General features: G+C 33.2%; 9 protein-coding genes. 5 read left to right on the forward strand and 4 right to left on the reverse strand.

Annotation, left to right across the window (positions count from 1 at the left end; genetic code table 11):
• Positions 1–21 precede the first annotated feature (21 nt).
• From J0383_RS19230 to J0383_RS19250, 5 genes are all read left to right on the forward strand, one after another.
• Positions 22–1,647 (forward strand): cyclic peptide export ABC transporter, encoded by a 1,626-nt coding sequence (locus J0383_RS19230; RefSeq protein ID WP_207295578.1) that lies wholly within the window; start codon positions 22–24, stop codon positions 1,645–1,647.
• Positions 1,648–1,724: 77 nt separating this feature from the next.
• On the forward strand, positions 1,725–6,164 hold the full coding sequence (locus J0383_RS19235; RefSeq protein ID WP_207295579.1) for a non-ribosomal peptide synthetase: 4,440 nt from the start codon (positions 1,725–1,727) through the stop codon (positions 6,162–6,164).
• A 14-nt stretch (positions 6,165–6,178) separates the two neighbouring features.
• Complete coding sequence (locus J0383_RS19240) at positions 6,179–8,104, forward strand: alpha/beta fold hydrolase (protein ID WP_207295580.1); 1,926 nt, start codon at positions 6,179–6,181, stop codon at positions 8,102–8,104.
• A gap of 51 nt (positions 8,105–8,155) precedes the next feature.
• Entirely contained in the window at positions 8,156–9,541 is a 1,386-nt protein-coding gene (locus tag J0383_RS19245) for an ATP-grasp domain-containing protein (protein WP_207295581.1), read from the forward strand.
• Positions 9,542–9,552: 11 nt separating this feature from the next.
• A complete protein-coding gene (locus J0383_RS19250) occupies positions 9,553–10,203 on the forward strand; it encodes a 4'-phosphopantetheinyl transferase family protein (protein ID WP_207295582.1) in 651 nt (216 codons plus the stop codon).
• A gap of 212 nt (positions 10,204–10,415) precedes the next feature.
• On the opposite strand, the gene J0383_RS19255 is transcribed toward J0383_RS19250, so the two are convergent.
• The 4 genes from J0383_RS19255 to J0383_RS19270 form a co-directional block, all read right to left on the reverse strand.
• The gene (locus tag J0383_RS19255) at positions 10,416–12,782 is read right to left on the reverse strand and encodes an FdhF/YdeP family oxidoreductase (protein WP_207295583.1); all 2,367 of its coding nucleotides are present in this window, start codon (positions 12,780–12,782) and stop codon (positions 10,416–10,418) included.
• A 45-nt stretch (positions 12,783–12,827) separates the two neighbouring features.
• Positions 12,828–13,700 carry a formate dehydrogenase accessory sulfurtransferase FdhD gene (gene fdhD / locus J0383_RS19260; RefSeq protein ID WP_207295584.1) on the reverse strand — a complete coding sequence of 291 codons (873 nt, stop codon included), beginning with the start codon at positions 13,698–13,700 and terminating at the stop codon, positions 12,828–12,830.
• A gap of 121 nt (positions 13,701–13,821) precedes the next feature.
• Positions 13,822–15,225 (reverse strand): dihydrolipoyl dehydrogenase, encoded by a 1,404-nt coding sequence (gene lpdA / locus J0383_RS19265; protein ID WP_207295585.1) that lies wholly within the window; start codon positions 15,223–15,225, stop codon positions 13,822–13,824.
• A 244-nt stretch (positions 15,226–15,469) separates the two neighbouring features.
• Complete coding sequence (locus J0383_RS19270) at positions 15,470–17,131, reverse strand: serine hydrolase domain-containing protein (protein ID WP_207295586.1); 1,662 nt, start codon at positions 17,129–17,131, stop codon at positions 15,470–15,472.
• Between the last annotated feature and the right edge of the window lie 12 nt (positions 17,132–17,143).

Genomic DNA, 17,143 nt, shown 5'->3' on the forward strand with positions numbered 1-17,143 from the left:
TAACCATTTAATACTATTAAGATGTTAAAAATAAAAAAGAGACAAATTATCTATTTATTGTTGTATGCTGTGCCAAATACGCTGTTAACATTTGCAATAGTATACATTATCAATAATGTAATGGCAGGAAACAAACAGTTTCTTACTGGATATATGGGAATTGTTTTTACAGCAATTCTTGTATACACGTATTTGTTGAACATAATATTTCAGAAGAAATTGAATAAGTTTTCTTTTAATATGTTGTACCAAAATGAAAAGAATATTTTCAGACAAATTTTAAATGTTCCCTTGCTTAGACTAGAACAATATGGCTCACAGCGATTTTATACAGTGGTCGAAGACCTACGAACTTTTTCGTTGCTTCCTTATACTGTAACGCATACCATAAATTCGTTATTAATGCTTGTTTTGTGTCTCATTTATATGTTTACACTCTCTTTTGTTTCCGCATTAATCGTAGTAGCTTTAATTGTTATGGTAGGAGCATGTTACTTTATTGTCATGAATACAATGTCAAAAAGAGTAAACGAATTACGAGAATATAATGATGGCTATTACAAATCTGTTGATGACGTTATAAGAGGATTTAAAGAGCTTAAAATTAATTTTATAAGAAGAGAAAACTTAATGAACAAGTTCATTGTGCCAAACCGAGATGCAGCTATGAACTTAGATTTCAATATCAACTATGTATTTCTTTCTATTAACCTTATCAGCCAGTACGGATTGTATTTTGTGGTTTCGGTTATTTTATTTGTCTTGCCGGCCTTTAATCTCCTTACCAGAGAAGATGTAATCGCTTATGTAGTAATCATACTTTTTATTTCTGGTCCAATTAACAACATCATAAACCTGCAGCAGCTTTATACAAGATTCTTTGTAGCCAATACCCGAATTTCAAAATTCATGAAAGATTTTGAAGTTGATGGAAACGAGGAAATCGTAACCAGCAAAGTCGAAAATGACTTTGAATCCCTGCGTTTTGAAGACATTACGTTTGCCTATCCAAATGCCGACAGTGATTCTTTATTCAAGCTTGGGCCTTTAAATTTAAATATTAATAAAGGAGAAACCATTTTTGTTGTTGGCGGAAACGGATCAGGAAAAAGTACCTTTATTAACGTCCTTACTGGACTTTATCCTCCATCAGATGGTAAAATCATAATCAATGACGAAGAAGATTCTTTATCCTTCCAAGACTTGGTTGCCGCAGTATTTACAGACAACCATTTGTTTTCTAAAAACTATGACAATTATGCTTTAGAAAGCAATCATTCTTATTCAGGACTACTGAAAACAATGGAAATGGATAAAATCATTACAGATGATAAAGATGAAACGGTAAGAAGAAAATTCTCTAAAGGACAAAGCAAACGTATGTCGCTCATATTTGCCTTATTAGAAAAAAGACCAATCTTGGTTTTAGATGAGTGGGCGGCTGATCAAGACCCTCATTTCAGAAAATACTTCTATGAAGAATTGGTGCCTAGATTTAAAGAAGAAGGTAAAACCATTATAGCTGTAACCCACGACGATGCTTACTTTCACTTAGCTGACCGAATCATAAAATTTGATTACGGAACTATTGTAAAAGATATAAAAACGACCTCAAAAGAAGAGCTTGCAGAAAATTTCTGGGTTTAAGTCTTCTTAAAAATCAAATCCTAAAACGATTTGAGTATGTGATTACGCAATTTTCTAATTCTTTAATTACTAAAAAAATGAAACTCACGCTACCACAACAAGATGTATATTTTGAACAGCTTATGTTTCCCGAAGACCCTATTTACAATATTGGGGCAAAAATAATTATTAAAGGAAAAATAGCTTACGATATAATAAATAAGGCTTATCTGGAACTTATAAACCAGCATGACACCTACAGAAGCAGTATGGATTTATCATCAGATGAAGTTATCATGCACACTATAGAAAAATATGTCTCTGAATTAAAATTTCTTGACTTTTCTTCGTCTGAAAATCCAGATAAAGAAGCAAATGAATTCATGCAGCAACAATTCGAAATCCCTTTCGAATTAAAAGCGGATGAATTACTGCACAAGTTTATTTTAATTAAAGTAGATTCAGAATTTCATTATTTGTTTTCTGTATACCACCATATTATTACAGATGGATGGGGAACTTCATTAATGTTCCAAAGACTTGTAAAAAACTATAATGAACTTTCAGAATTTGGAGAAATAAAAACTCAATATCCATTTACCTATCAGGATTTTATTCAAGATGACAAAGCCTATTCAGAATCAAAAAGTTTTGAAGAAGATAAGCAGTATTGGAAAACAAAATTCAGTCATCTTCCTGAAAAGCTTTTTGAAAAAATTAATCAGCACGATAAGACAAATCAAAGTAAAAGAAAAGAAATTATCATATCGCGTTCGATTTATAATGAACTAGAAAGGACAGGAAAAGAATTAGGAGCGACAACATTTCATGTAATCCTTGGAATTTTATATCTCTATTTTGGAAGAAAACACCAAAATAAAGATTTTGCAATTGGGCTTCCAGTTTTAAACAGAGGTAAATCGGTATTTAAAAAAACCGTTGGTTTGTTCATGGGAGTATCTCCGTTACGAATGCAGTTTGATTTGAATGATACTTTTGAAGACCTTGTTAAAAATATCAAACAACAATTAAGACAAGATTACCGTCATCAGAGATTTCCGTTAGGGAAAATTGTGAAAGAACTTGATTTATTTTATGAAAAAGACAGATTGTTTAATATGACATTGTCGTATGAAAAACAAAATTATTCAGATCATTTTATCAATACACAGACAACCGTAATCCCGCTTTCAAATCATTCAGAACGTGTGGCTCTGGCAATTTATATCAGAGAATTTGATGAATCTGAAGATATTAAAATCGATTTTGATTACAATGTAAACTACTTCGACGAAACAGAGATAACCAAAGTAGCAGCACACTTTGAAAATCTGCTTACGACAGTAATTCACACTACTAAAGAAAAACTTTCTCAATACCAATATCTTACAGAAGCAGAGGAACATCAATTACTTTATGATTTCAATAAAACATCATTCGATTATCCGGAAAATGAAACAGTTGTTAGTCTCTTCAATAATCAGGTAAATAAAAATCCTGATAAGACAGCATTAGTAGATGAAAAAGTAAATTATACGTATCGTGATCTTGCACAATTATCAGATAAAATAGCTTTTTGCATTAAACAAAAAACAGGAAAATCAAATACAGCAGTTGCAGTTTTAATGAACCGTTCTGCAGAACTTACAGCGGTTTTGCTTGGAGTATTAAAATCGGGCTGTGCTTATATCCCGCTGGATCCATCTTTTCCTAAAGATCGTTTAGAATATATTATTAAACATAGCGGTGTTAATCAAATTATCGCAACACAAAATTTAAAAGAAAACCTAAACATAGATTGTGAAATTATAGATGCTGATCTTCTTTTAAAACAAGAAATCACAGAACCAATTGTTTTAGATGAAGTTTCCTCTTCGGCAGGAGCCTATATTATTTATACCTCAGGATCGACTGGAAATCCAAAAGGTGTGGCGATAAGTCATAAATCGTTATGCAATTTCTTAATCAGCATCGAAAACCAGCCTAAAATAGACCAAAATGATTACTTGTTTTCAGTAACAACGCAGTCGTTTGATATTTCAATCCTCGAATTTTTTACACCACTTATTGCGGGAGCCAAATTATACATCGCTAATCAGGAACTTTTATCAGATCCGGCACATACAATTCAAAAAATTGAAGACTTAAAAGTTACTGTTATTCAAGCGACACCAAGTTTTTTTCAGATGCTGTATAATGCCGGATGGAATGGAAACAAGAAAGTTAAAATTTTATGCGGAGGAGATTTGTTAAGCGAAGCCCTTGCCCAAAAACTATTGGAAACCAATCATGAATTATGGAATATGTACGGTCCTACCGAAACTACCATATGGTCGAGTTGTAAGCAGGTAACCAATGCAAAAGAAGCTTCAAATATTGGTCAGCCAATTAACAATACCCAGTTTTATATTTTAGATGATGCCATGCAGCTTTTGCCATTACATGTTCCAGGAACTATTTACATAGGCGGAGACGGACTGGCGCTTGGATATTATAAAAATGAAGAACTGACTTTAGAAAAATTCGTTCAAAGCCCTTTTGACAGCAGCAAAAGAATTTATAACACAGGCGATATTGGTAAATGGAACAATAAGGGCGAAATTGAATTTCTAGGCCGCAACGATAATCAAGTAAAAATAAGAGGATATCGTATCGAATTGGGAGAAATCGAGACCAAATTGAATCAGATTGAAAACGTAAAAGATTCAGTTGTAATTGCTCAGAAAAATCAAGAACAAGGAGCCATATTGATTGCTTTTTTAATTATAGAAAAAGAACTATTCGATTATTCTTCTGTTATAGCTGCTTTAAGAGATGAACTACCAGAATATATGATTCCGCATGCCGTAATCCCTCTCAATGAATTTCCGTTAACGCCAAATAAAAAAATTGACAGAAAAGCACTCGCATCATTTAAAATAACAACCGAAAAAACAAATGCAATTCATGAAAAAGCTACTACAGAAATAGAACTTGCACTTTGTAAATATTATCAGGAGATACTGGAAATAAAAGATGAATTAAGTATTACGGATAACTTTTTCATGCTGGGCGGACATTCACTAAATGCCGTAAAACTTATTAATAAAATTGAAGAAAACCTTCATTATAAAATTACATTAAAAGACATTTTTGACTATCCAGTAATACAGGCAATGTCTAAATATTTGGAGAAAAAAGAAAAAAACAAAACGTCTGAAATTAAAGCCTTAGAGCAGCGTCAGTATTATGACATAACAACAGCACAATACAATATTTGGCTGGCTTCACAGCAATTTAAAAAATCGGTATCGTATAACATGCCTGCCGTTTTTAAAATAACAGGACAAATTGACAAAGCAGTTCTGGAAAAAGTATTTCTAGAATTGCAAAAAAAGTATGAAATCCTGAGAACTGGATTTGTTGAGGTCGATGGGAAACCAAGTCAGGTTGTTTCTTATGAAAAAAATGAAATACCAGTTGAAGAGTTTTTTTATGACAAAAAAGAAATTAAAAAAGCCATTAAAATCTTCATAAATAAGGAATTCGATTTAAACAAAGCACCATTATTACGTATAGGATTATTTCATAAAACAGATGGTTCGTCGTATCTGGTATTTTGTACACATCATATTATTATGGACGGCTGGTCGCTGGAAATTTTAATAAACGAGTTTGTAAGTCATTATAAAAAAATAGAAAAAAATGAGATTGTAGATGATTCTAAATTGAATTTTCAGTTTAAAGATTATGCTGCTTGGTACAATAAAGTACAGCAAAAAAACTCGGAAGAGAAAAATCTGAGATTCTGGAAAACCTATCTCGATGGATATTCATGGAAAAATACACTGCCTTATGATCATCAATTTCAAAAAGATAATCATAAAAGTATTGATTATGAATTTGTGCATCATAACATCAATGTGCCAGAGATTAAAAAGTTTGTTCAAAAACACAACATCTCACTGCATACATTATTAACAGGCACATTCAGCATCTTGATGTATAAAATGTATGACAAAGAAGATTTTTCGATAGGAACTGTGAATTCTGGCAGAACAAACTCTGAATTGCAAAATCAGTTAGGAATGTTTGTAAAAACGTTGCCTTTGCGAAATAAAATCGATCAAGAAAAAAGTGCAGCAGACTTTTTAAACGAAACACATCAAAACCTTCTATTGATCGATGAACATCAAGATGTTCCTGAGACTATTTCAAATACATTTAGATTAGACACACTTTTGGTTTTGCAAAATCCGTCCTTTGATTATTCGACCATTAAAGTCAATACCAATTTACAATTGCATCTAACACCTGTAAATACCAGTTATAATAGGCTGCCTTTATTAATCACATTTGAGGTAAGTAAAAATAAACTGTCGGGAAAAATAAATTACAGCACTTCAAAGTACGAAGCAGAAACCATACAGCTAATAAGTTTAAAGTACGAAAAACTGCTAGAAGAAATTTTAAGAAACAGTAGTCAGTCAATTGAATCATTAGACACGGAACTCGATTTTGAAAAGCAGGAAACAATACAAATCGGCTTTAATTTTTAAATCAAATAAAACACATGAAAATAAAATCAATAATCACAGTCACTTTAATACTATTATTTTCAAAGATAAATGCACAAAATGCAACCTTTGAGAAAAGAGATGCTTTTCTTTTTCAGTTTGAAAAAACTAATAACATAGATTGGGGATATCTTAATGTTCCTGAAACATGGGAAAGCAGCAATGGAAAGAAAATCAAAATTGCGGTTGCTATTCTCAAAACTACTTCAAATATTAAAAACACAAATGCAGTTGTCTTTATACAAGGAGGACCAGGAGCAGGAGGTATTGATAATATTTGGTCATGGATAGATCATCCGCTTCGTAAAAATAACGACATCATATTGTTTGATGTTAGAGGAACAGGTTATTCAGAACCTAGACTTTCTAAAAATCTGGGAGAAAAATTTCTGGCAATTCTGGCTAAAAATCAGTCTAGAGCCGAAGATGAAAAACAAAAGACAAGTGCTGTTATGTCAATGAAACAGGAACTTCTTAATAAAAAATATGATATTGATTCGTATAACAGCCTTAGCACTGCACAAGATCTTCATGCATTAAAATCAGTTTTGGGATATAAAAACTGGAATGTTTATGGAGTTTCTTACGGAACTTATATCGCACAAGTGTATGCTGACGCTTATCCACAAGATATAAAAACAGTATTGCTTGATTCTCCGGTGTATGATATTTCGACTTATTATGTAAACAATACATCGAATTATATGAACAGCCTGCATAAAGTTTTTGAGATTTGTAAAAAAGACAAGCAAATTAATGCGCAATATCCAAATCTAGAACAAACTTATTATAACGTTATTGCAGATCTAGAAAAAAGACCATTAACAGTGGATGTCGATAAATCGATAATTCCAACTGGGAAATTTACCTACAATGCAGAAGATTTTAAAGTGGCCATTCAGCAAGCATTATACAATAAACAATTAGTAGAAGTTATTCCATTGCTCATTTATCAATTTCATAAAAGGGAAGAAGCGCCTTTAGGGAATCTCGTAAGTGCTTTATCAAATTTATTAGGAATGGATTATGGCGTCTATTATTGTATGACATGTAACGAAGCCATACCCAATAATGATTATTCAAAATTCAAACAAAATACAGCAGAATATAAACAATTGAAAGGCGGAATTTCTTTTTACGAATCAGATTTTAAAGTCTGCAATGCTTGGAATACCAATCGTGCGGCAAATGCAATTAAACATTATGATCTTTCCAAACTTTCTTCTGCGGATTATCCTGTGCTCGTTTTTTCGGGAGAATTTGATCCGATTACGCCTCTTGATAATGGACAAAAAGTTGCAGCAAGATTTAAAAATGGACATTTTATAGAAGCCAAAACTTATGGACACGTTCCCGCATTTACCAAAATTGGTCGTGAAACAGCAGAAAAATTCATAAATAACCCTGAACAGAAAATCAATGCTAAAGCTTTTGATGAAGCAGCAAAGATTGCGATCGTAACAGGCGTAACCCTTAATAAAGGTGTTTCGGTAACGGGTAAAAGTATCAGCCAGCCTGATCCTGTATTTTTAATTCCGCTCTTAATTGCATTAGTAATCATGCTGGTATTTGCAGCGGTATACATAATTAAATTAATCAAAAACATATATACGACTAAACAAGATAAAATTCTGCGAATAGGTATAATTATTACATCATTAATTGGACTTTCACTCTTAGGATCTTTAATTATGGCTATTCTAGAAGTTTCAAAAAAGAACTTTTTTGTTTTGGCATTTGGTCTGCCGGAAAACTTTAATTATGTATTTTCATTAGTATCTACCTTTTTTATACTACTGGCTTTAACATTTGCCTACTATATTATTACAATTAAAAAAACCAACGACAGAAGTATTGTTTTTACAGTAATTTTTTCAAATGTATTACTGGCTACTTATCTGCTTTACTGGGGGATACTATAATCTTACCAACAACCTCAATTTTAAAATCGAATATTAAGTAATTACATGAATATGGAAACACAGGAAATCACAACACAATACTCAATCATTTCAGAAAAATATACAGAATTCAAGGATAATCAAAATGTTCCGGCAAGAATCAATACAAATGACGAATCAGTTCCTGATTTGTTTAAAGAATACGTGTATGCAGTAACAGGCTGGCCAGTTCTTATTGACAGTCATACTGCCAGAGAATTGTCGACCCTGTCATTGACAATTCCCAAGTTACTACACCAGATACCATCTTTGTATTTTGATAATAATGTAAAAAAAATACGCGATTTTTATTTTGAAGGAGATGAAATGTCGGCAGAATTTGCAATGATGTGTCATAAAAAAAATATTGAAACCGGGTGTCGTTTAGATCTTACGTATACTGAAGATGGATTTAAAATCCTTGAAGCCAATATAGGATCATCAATAGGAGGTTGGCAGATTCATAGCTTTGAAAACTTAATCAGAAAATTTCATTCGGAGCTAACGGAAAATTACGATCAGTATAAATCTAAAAATACCTTAAAGATTTATATGAATTTTTTAATAGAACAAATTTTAAGTAAAGTCCCTTCGATAAAGGATACGATAAATATATTTATAGACAACGGATTTGATGAAAGCGATCTGGATCCTGAATTTGCAGATCAAACCAGTTTGTTGTTTTTTAATGACCTATTTAAACAAGAACTTGCCAAAAGAGCACTTACTGGAGAAGCGTATTCAGGCAATGTTAGTGAGCTGGTTTTAATTGGAGATAACTTATGTTTTAAAGATGTAGTAATACATGGTATCACGGTTTTATCAATGGAAATCAAAGTAAATACATCTGTATTTCGTGCTTTTGTAACAGATAAGGTATATTTTCCCGATCATCTTGGACTTAAAATGATGGGAGATAAAAGAAATCTAGCCGTTCTGCTTGAATTAGCATATGCAGGAAAGTTTCAGCCTGAAGAAAATCAGCTGATAATCAAAAATATCCCTTGGACAGCTTTTATAGAAAACAAAAACATCATATTCAGAGATAAAGAATACAATTTACTAGAATTACTTAAAAATAATAAAGACCAATTTGTAATTAAAGTTGCCAGAGGTTATCAAGGCAAAGATGTTTTTGTTGGAAAATTTCTTAGTGATGACGAATGGCTTGAAGCAATACATACAGCATTGGCAACTAATGCTTTTATTGCTCAGGAATTTAGCGGATCGATTGATTTTCTAGCTCCAAACGCACAAAGCGAATGGACACCACATAAACTTATTTGGGGAGCATTTGGTTTTGGTGATTCTTATGGAGGAGTCTGGGTAAGAATGTCTGAAGTGAAAACAGATGTAGGAGTTATTAATTCTGCAACAGGAGCTGTAGAAGCTATAGTCTTTGAGGTTGCTGATAAATAATATAAAATCTGATGACCCAAATTCTATACGCTTACATATCTGAAGAAAATCATCAATATCTTGTAAAAAAGTATCTTGATGATTTTCCTGAAGATTTTCAAAAAAAAGTATTAGCCTATAAACGCTGGCAGGATGCTCAGCTGTCTCTTTTGGGGAGATTACTGCTTAAAATAGGACTTCATAATAAGAATAAAGAGTATAAAAATAAAACTATTAGCTATACAGGATATCAAAAACCATATTTAGCAGACTGCTCTGTTACGTTTAATATTTCTCATGCAGGCGAAATAGTAGTTTGTGTGCTTTCGGAAAACCTTGATATTGGGGTTGATATTGAAATTTTATCCGATATTTCGATCGAAGATTATGAATCACTTATGACCAAAAGAGAACTTTCTTTTATAAAGAATGAAGTTGATAACAAAGTGGCTTTTTTTGATTATTGGACACAGAAAGAAGCCGTAATAAAAGCAAATGGAAAAGGCCTTTCTATTCCTTTAAAATCTTTTGAAATTATCAATAATAAAACAGTAATTGATAAAGAAAGTTTTTTTCTTAAAAAAGTTCATTTAGACCAGAATTACAGATGTCATATTGCATTTAAAAATGCTTTAGATCCAACAATAGAAAACCCCAGAATTGTTCAATTATGCGATTTGTGACGCTTTTTTCTCATGCAGATTTTATGTTAGCATTTGTGATTGATTACAGATTGGAAAAATATTAAAATTCTTCAGATATTGATTTTGCATAAATCAACTTAAAATAAAAAAGTCCTAATCAGAGATTAAGACTTTCAGCCTAAAATGGCAAATTTAAAGCTGCTTTACTTGAAAAACTTACGAGTCTTTCGCTGCCTATTTGGATTGGAAAACTACATGTGTTTTATCTTTTGATAAATATTGGGATCGTGTTTTTTTACTTTTATTTTCACGTATTTAGAGGCCGGCATATTACTTTCTTTTACCACATTATTTACAGAAACTAAAACATTTGTTTCAGGAAAATAAGTAACGGTATTTCGCTCTGGAATCTGATAAGAAACAATAATAAATAAAGGTGCAATTCTTTCGATACCATCATTATAATTAAATAAATCTACTGTATCGCCAGCTTTAAATCCCGCTTTCTCAATGTCATTTTGATTCATAAAAATAACACGTCGTTCATTTTTTATACCACGATAGCGGTCATCTAGACCATAAATAGTGGTATTAAACTGATCGTGTGTTCGAGTAGTTGCCATCATATATTCATCTGGCTCCAATTCATTATCTGGAATTTCAGTCAAAGTAAAGGCTGCGCGGTCAGCTGCTTCCTTGGCATTGAATTTACCATGTCGCGGAGCATTTGGCAGATAAAAACCACCTTTTTCCCGAACTCTGGTATTGTAATTTTCAAAACCTGGAATACAATTTTCAATAGCTTCTCTCACGGCATCATAACTGTCGTGATAACGCTGCCAATCTATGACTGATTTATTTCCAAGCGTTGCCATAGCCATACGGCAGACAATTTGCATTTCGTTTATCAATTGATCTGATATAGGTTTTAATACTCCTTTTGAGGACTGTACAACGCCCATAGAGTTTTCGGTACTAATAATCTGTACTTCATTGTTTACAATATCCATATCGCTTCTGGAAAGTGTAGGAAGTATAAGAGATTCTTTTCCGTGTACTAAATGACCTCTATTAAGTTTTGTAGACACGCATACCAGTAGTTTCAATTTTCGGAAAGCTTCTGCAGTATACGTTGTATCTGGTGCAGCCGACAAAAAATTGCCACCCATGCAGAACATAAATTTTACTTTTTCTTCGTGAATCGCTTTTATCGTTCCAACAACATCATAGCCATGAGTTCTAGGCGGATTAAATCCAAAATAAGCCTGAAGACGATCTAATTGCTCATTAGTAGGTTTCTCATCAATAAGCATGGTTCTGTTTCCCTGTACATTGCTATGTCCACGAACGGGGCACACCCCAGCACCGGGTTTGCCAATACTTCCTTTAATCAATAAAATATTGACAATTTCTCTAATCATATCAACGCCATTAGGCTGCTGTGTTAATCCCATTCCCCAGCAGATAATAATTCGTTTTTTGAAGGCCAGTATTTCTGCTGCTTCGATAATTAAATTTTTAGGAACGCCAGAGAGAAAAGCAAGATGATCTAAATCTAAATTTTCAAATTGTTTCTGAAAATTCTCAAAACCAGTTGTTTTGTCTTTAATGAATTCATGATCAAAAACTTCACCCGGATTTTTCTTTTCCAATTCAATTAACAAAAGTTCAATAGCTTTTAAAAGCGCCATATCGCCATTTATTTTTATGGGAAGAAAAAGATCCGTAAGTTTTCCACCAGAACCTATTATTCCCTTTATGGCCTGCGGATTATGAAATCCCATTAAACCCGCCTCGGGCAATGGATTAACGGCAATAATTTTTGCTCCGTTTTTTTTGCCTTTTTCTAATGCACTAAGCATTCGCGGAGCATTAGTGCCAGGATTCTGTCCGATGATTACAATTACATCGGTATCATAAAAATCTTCTAAAGTAACAGTTCCTTTCCCAATGCCTATTGTCGTTTTTAAAGCAGTTCCGGATGTTTCGTGGCACATATTGGAACAATCCGGCATGTTGTTAGTTCCGAATTCTTTTGCAAATAGCTGATAGAGAAAAGAAGCCTCATTACTGGTTCTTCCCGAAGTATAGAAAGCAGCTTCATTGGGAGATTCAAGCGCATTTAAATGAGAAGCAATTTTTGCAAAAGCATCTTCCCAGCTAATGGGTTGATAATGTGTACCGCCAATAGGTAAATATACAGGCTCTGTCAGTCTTCCCATTTTTCCAATCTGGTAATCATCTAATTGTGAAAGACTATATACAGAATTTTCTTTAAAGAAGGCAGCGGTAACTTTTTTTGTTGTGGCTTCTTCTGCTAAAGCTTTAGCTCCATTTTCGCAATATTCGCCCAAAGAAGAACGATCGTCATCTGGATCTGGCCATGCACAGCTTGAGCAGTCAAAACCTCCCTTCTGATTCATTTTAAACAAAGCTTTACCACCTCTAAGAATTGCCTTGTCTTCAATTAGATCACTCATGGCAGCCATTACAGCCGGAATACCTGCAGCCCATTTTTCTACTTTTGTTACTTTAAGTTTGGAAAGCTGGTATGGATTTTCCGCTACAGGTACTTTATTGGTTAAATGATCTGTATTTTGTTGTTGATCTTCCTTCATTACATTTAGGTTTAATTGCTATGGCATGATACGGACTAATTTCTTTCAATCAGTGACAATGATTGTTTGATGAGAAGAACTGTATATGTTAAATCTATTTTCTTTGAGAAATCCTAAAAGCGTGATATTAAATTCAGCGGCAAGTTCGACAGCTAGACTAGACGGTGCTCCAATTGCAGCAATAATAGAAATACCTGCCATTGCCGCTTTTTGAATGAGCTCAAAACTAGCTCTTCCGCTCAAGAGTAAAATGTGCTCATTTAATGGCAGTAAACGGTTTGTAAGTGATCTGCCGATTAATTTGTCTAAAGCATTGTGTCTTCCCACATCTTCAGTTAAAAGAATCAAGTCGCCTTGTATATTGAAAAGGCCTGATGCATGAAGTCCTCCAGTTGAATCAAAATCGCTTTGAGCCTTTCTTAATTTTTCAGGCAGTTGATAAAATACCGAAGCCTTAATCATAAATGAAGGTCGTGCTCTATTCATAAAAGGGCTAACGGTTTTTATAGATTCAATAGAACTTTTTCCGCATACACCACAGCTTGAGGTAGTATAGAAATTGCGGTCTGTCTGCATTAGATTTGGAACGAAATTTTCCTTTAAATCCACCTGAACGATATTTTGTTTTTGAGAGACGCAATTCATTTTTACACCATAAGCATTCTCTATGTTTTCAAAAGAAGTAATAATTCCTTCCGTAAATAGAAAACCAACTGCCAGATCAACATCATTACCGGGAGTTCGCATGGTAACCGAAATGTTTTTTTGGATCCTCTCAGCATTGGAAACATACGACAACCTAATTTCAAGAGGTTCTTCAACTGAAAGCGTATCTAAAAAGGACGAGATGGACGTGTTATTTATTTTTTGCACACTCATCTGTTTGATGGAAACTAATTCTGGATACTGTATTTCCATAACATCGAAATTAAGATTGATACGTAAATTTAATTAATATTGGATTAAAAATCGTTTCTGCTTAATTAAATTATTGGTTTTTTAATTTATGAATCTTCATATAATCTATCACTACTTAATTTTAAATATTAACCGATGCTTTTCCTGATGCAATCGTATAGGCTTCCTTTAATACTTCCGAATAGGTAGGATGAGCATAACAAATAGAAGCCATGTCTTGAGCCGTTACTTCATATTCTAAACCAACCACAGCTTGAGCAATTAAATCAGCTGCTCTTGCTCCAATGATATGCACACCTAAAAGTTCTCCGTATTTAGGTTCCGAAAGTACTTTTACAAAACCTTCTGTTTCCATTCCTGCTCTGGCTCTGGCATTAACCGCAAAAGGGAATTTGCCAATGTTGTAAAGAGTTCCTTGTTTCTTTAATTCCTCCTCAGTAGCACCAACCGAAGCAACTTCCGGCCAAGTGTACACAACCGATGGGATTTTGTTATAATGAATGTGCGGTTTTTGACCATCAATTCTTTCTACTACAAATACGGCTTCTTCCTCTGCTTTGTGAGCCAGCATAGCACCTCCAATAACATCACCAATGGCAAAAATATTTGGTGAAGTAGTCTGAAGCAATTCGTTTACCTTAATTGTTCCATTTGCATTTAATTCTATTTTAGTATTTTCTAAACCTAAATTTGTCAAATAAGGTTTTCTGCCCACAGCAACCAAAACGTAATCAGCAGTTAATTCTTGGGCAATGTCTTGTTTATTTTTAAAATATACTTTGGCTTTGTCACCTATATTTTCGGCTTTGTATACACTATGCTGCAGTTTAATTTCTATTCCTTCTTTTGTTAAAATTTTGGTCAAAGTATTTCCTAATTCTCTGTCCATGTTCGCAATCAGGTTATCGGCATACTCTAAAATAGTTACTTTGGTTCCTATTCTATTAAAAATAGAAGCCATTTCTACACCAATAACACCGCCGCCAATGATGACAATGCTTTCTGGTTTTTCTTTCATTGCCAGCGCTTCGGTAGAAGTGATGATTCTTTTTTTGTCGATTACGACACCAGGAATAGTCGCGGGTTTTGACCCTGTAGCAATAATGTATTTCTTTGATTTTATGATCGTTTCCTTCTGATCAGCGTGCGATACTTTTAAAGTTTCAGTATTTAAAAACGAACCAACTCCGTGTAAGACCTTGATTTTATTTTTATTCATCAAATACTCTAAACCTTGAGTGTTTTTACTTACTACATCTGTCTTACGTTTATATAGTTGTTCAAAATTAAGTTGGACATCAGATAGCTCAATGCCATGTGTTTTGAAACTGTGAACAGCTTCTGCATAATGATGTGTGCTGTCTAAAAGAGCTTTTGTAGGAATGCACCCAACATTGGTGCATGTGCCGCCTAACGTACTATATTTTTCAATTAAAACTGTTTTATATCCCAGCTGCACACTTCTTATCGCTGCAACGTATCCGCCAGGACCTGATCCTATAACGGCAATATCAAATTCTTCCATTTATTTTTTTAGTTTTTATATTTATAAAATAAACCAATCGGTCTTTTTTTTGAGCAAAAAAAATTACACTTTAAATTTCATAATCTTTTTTTCTAAGAATGACATGATCTTATATTTTAAAATTTCAACATTTATTTTCTTAGAGATTAGACTGCAAAAATAAGAAAAAAATAAACCGATCGGTATTTTTTTGTTGTAAAAAGAAATCTTATATTCCGTTTTATTTATTGATTGTTGTTTGTTCTTATTTTAGCACAGCTGGCAAAATATAATCTCCGATAATTGTATCGGCTTGAGGATGTCCGTACGCTTTGTTATATGCTTTTGACGTAATGATAATCACAAGCGGAAGTTCTTTAAAGATTATAAACTGATTACCTCCGTTTCCGGCGCAATAGAAATATTCATATTTTTTACCTTCATAAGCAATAGTTTTATTCCAAAACAAATACCCATAAAACTGATTGTCCCTTTCTGGAATTTGTATCTGGCGTGTAAAAGTTTTATGTATCCATTCAGGAGAAAGTATTTGTTTACCGTTCCACACACCATTATTTTTATACAATTGCGCATATTTGGCATATTCCAATGAGGTCATTTGTAAGCTTCCTGCGGTATTGACCACTTTTTGTGGAGTGTATTGCCATTGGTACTGATTGATGTTTAAAGGTTTAAAAAGCCTTTCTGCAGCATATTTTTCCAGCCCTTCAGGAATAGACTTGTCCAGAATGTCGCCAAGTAATACAACTCCTGCAGTAAAATAATCCCATTGGCCGCCGTTAGTTTTGGCTTTATCCATTGGTAAGTTCAATGCAAATTTGACCCAATTTTCGCTTGGATACATATTTTCTTCGTTTCCCGGAGAATCTCCGCGAATGTCTGATCCGTCAAAAGCCGAACTCATGGTTAATAAATCTTTTAATTTTATACTGTCTTTTTTAACCTCATAATTGTCGAACTGTTTTAAATCGTAGAACTTTTTCAAAGTTTGATTTTCATCTTTAATAAATCCATCTTGTATGGCAAGTCCCATCAATGTCGAAGTAAATGATTTTCCTGCTGATCGTGTATCGTGTAGTGTATTTCTATCAGCATTATTAAAATACTCTTCGAGCATAAGTTTGCCTTCACGTATCACCACTATACTTGTTATTTCCTTCAAATTGTAATTGGCAATGGTGACATTTAACAATTCAATTTTCTTTTTATCAAACGGAAAGTTCGAAATTTCCCAATCGCTGTTGGGTTGTATGGGCTGAACTTCGATTTGCTTTGCGGTTAGCTTAGGTGTTTTTATAATCAATTGCACTTGACCTTCGGCAATTAAATTTCCTGTTTTTACAGGTGTATTTTCATCTAATTTTATATAAGGTCTGATTTCAATTTTAAACAAATGTTTTCCATCAGTTAATGCTTTTTTTCCGCCATTTTCCTTAAATCGGTCAAACATATTCATCGCCCACCAATCTTCGCCTTTTGTGCTCGTCAGCGGAACTCTAAAAGTAGTTGAAGTATTCTTGTTTCCGCCTGACCCGAAATTACAGCCATGATGAATATTTTCGGTATAAATTAGTTTGTTATCTACATAAAAAGAAAACTGAAGATTTCCTGATTTTAGCAATTTTTCTGGAGATAAGTCCGGCGCTAATTGATGCAGATAATTGGCAACAGAATTCTGCATAAAAACTCTGATATTTAAATCTGATCTATATTTGAGTTCATAAGATTTTAAAATATCCGATGGTTGGTATTGATCTAATGGAATGTTTCCATTCATAAAGGTAATTTTACCAATATTAGCTTTATGAAGTTCGTTTTTGATTGTGTCTATCTTATAAAGATCACTATTTTGAGCGATTGCAATGCTGTAAAGAGGCAGGAATACTAGTAACAGAATTCGTTTCATAGTTTGTTTTCT

The sequence above is a fragment of the Flavobacterium endoglycinae genome, assembly GCF_017352115.1.
GTDB classification, from domain to species: domain Bacteria; phylum Bacteroidota; class Bacteroidia; order Flavobacteriales; family Flavobacteriaceae; genus Flavobacterium; species Flavobacterium endoglycinae.

What these genes read in the sequence shown, in the direction of transcription:
- J0383_RS19255 (WP_207295583.1), bottom strand. Translation starts at nt 12,782, where the DNA reads ATGAAGGAAGATCAACAACAAAATACAGATCATTTAACCAATAAAGTA.
- J0383_RS19240 (WP_207295580.1), top strand. Translation starts at nt 6,179, where the DNA reads ATGAAAATAAAATCAATAATCACAGTCACTTTAATACTATTATTTTCA.
- lpdA (WP_207295585.1), bottom strand. Translation starts at nt 15,225, where the DNA reads ATGGAAGAATTTGATATTGCCGTTATAGGATCAGGTCCTGGCGGATAC.
- J0383_RS19245 (WP_207295581.1), top strand. Translation starts at nt 8,156, where the DNA reads ATGGAAACACAGGAAATCACAACACAATACTCAATCATTTCAGAAAAA.
- J0383_RS19250 (WP_207295582.1), top strand. Translation starts at nt 9,553, where the DNA reads ATGACCCAAATTCTATACGCTTACATATCTGAAGAAAATCATCAATAT.
- J0383_RS19230 (WP_207295578.1), top strand. Translation starts at nt 22, where the DNA reads ATGTTAAAAATAAAAAAGAGACAAATTATCTATTTATTGTTGTATGCT.
- J0383_RS19235 (WP_207295579.1), top strand. Translation starts at nt 1,725, where the DNA reads ATGAAACTCACGCTACCACAACAAGATGTATATTTTGAACAGCTTATG.
- J0383_RS19270 (WP_207295586.1), bottom strand. Translation starts at nt 17,131, where the DNA reads ATGAAACGAATTCTGTTACTAGTATTCCTGCCTCTTTACAGCATTGCA.
- fdhD (WP_207295584.1), bottom strand. Translation starts at nt 13,700, where the DNA reads ATGGAAATACAGTATCCAGAATTAGTTTCCATCAAACAGATGAGTGTG.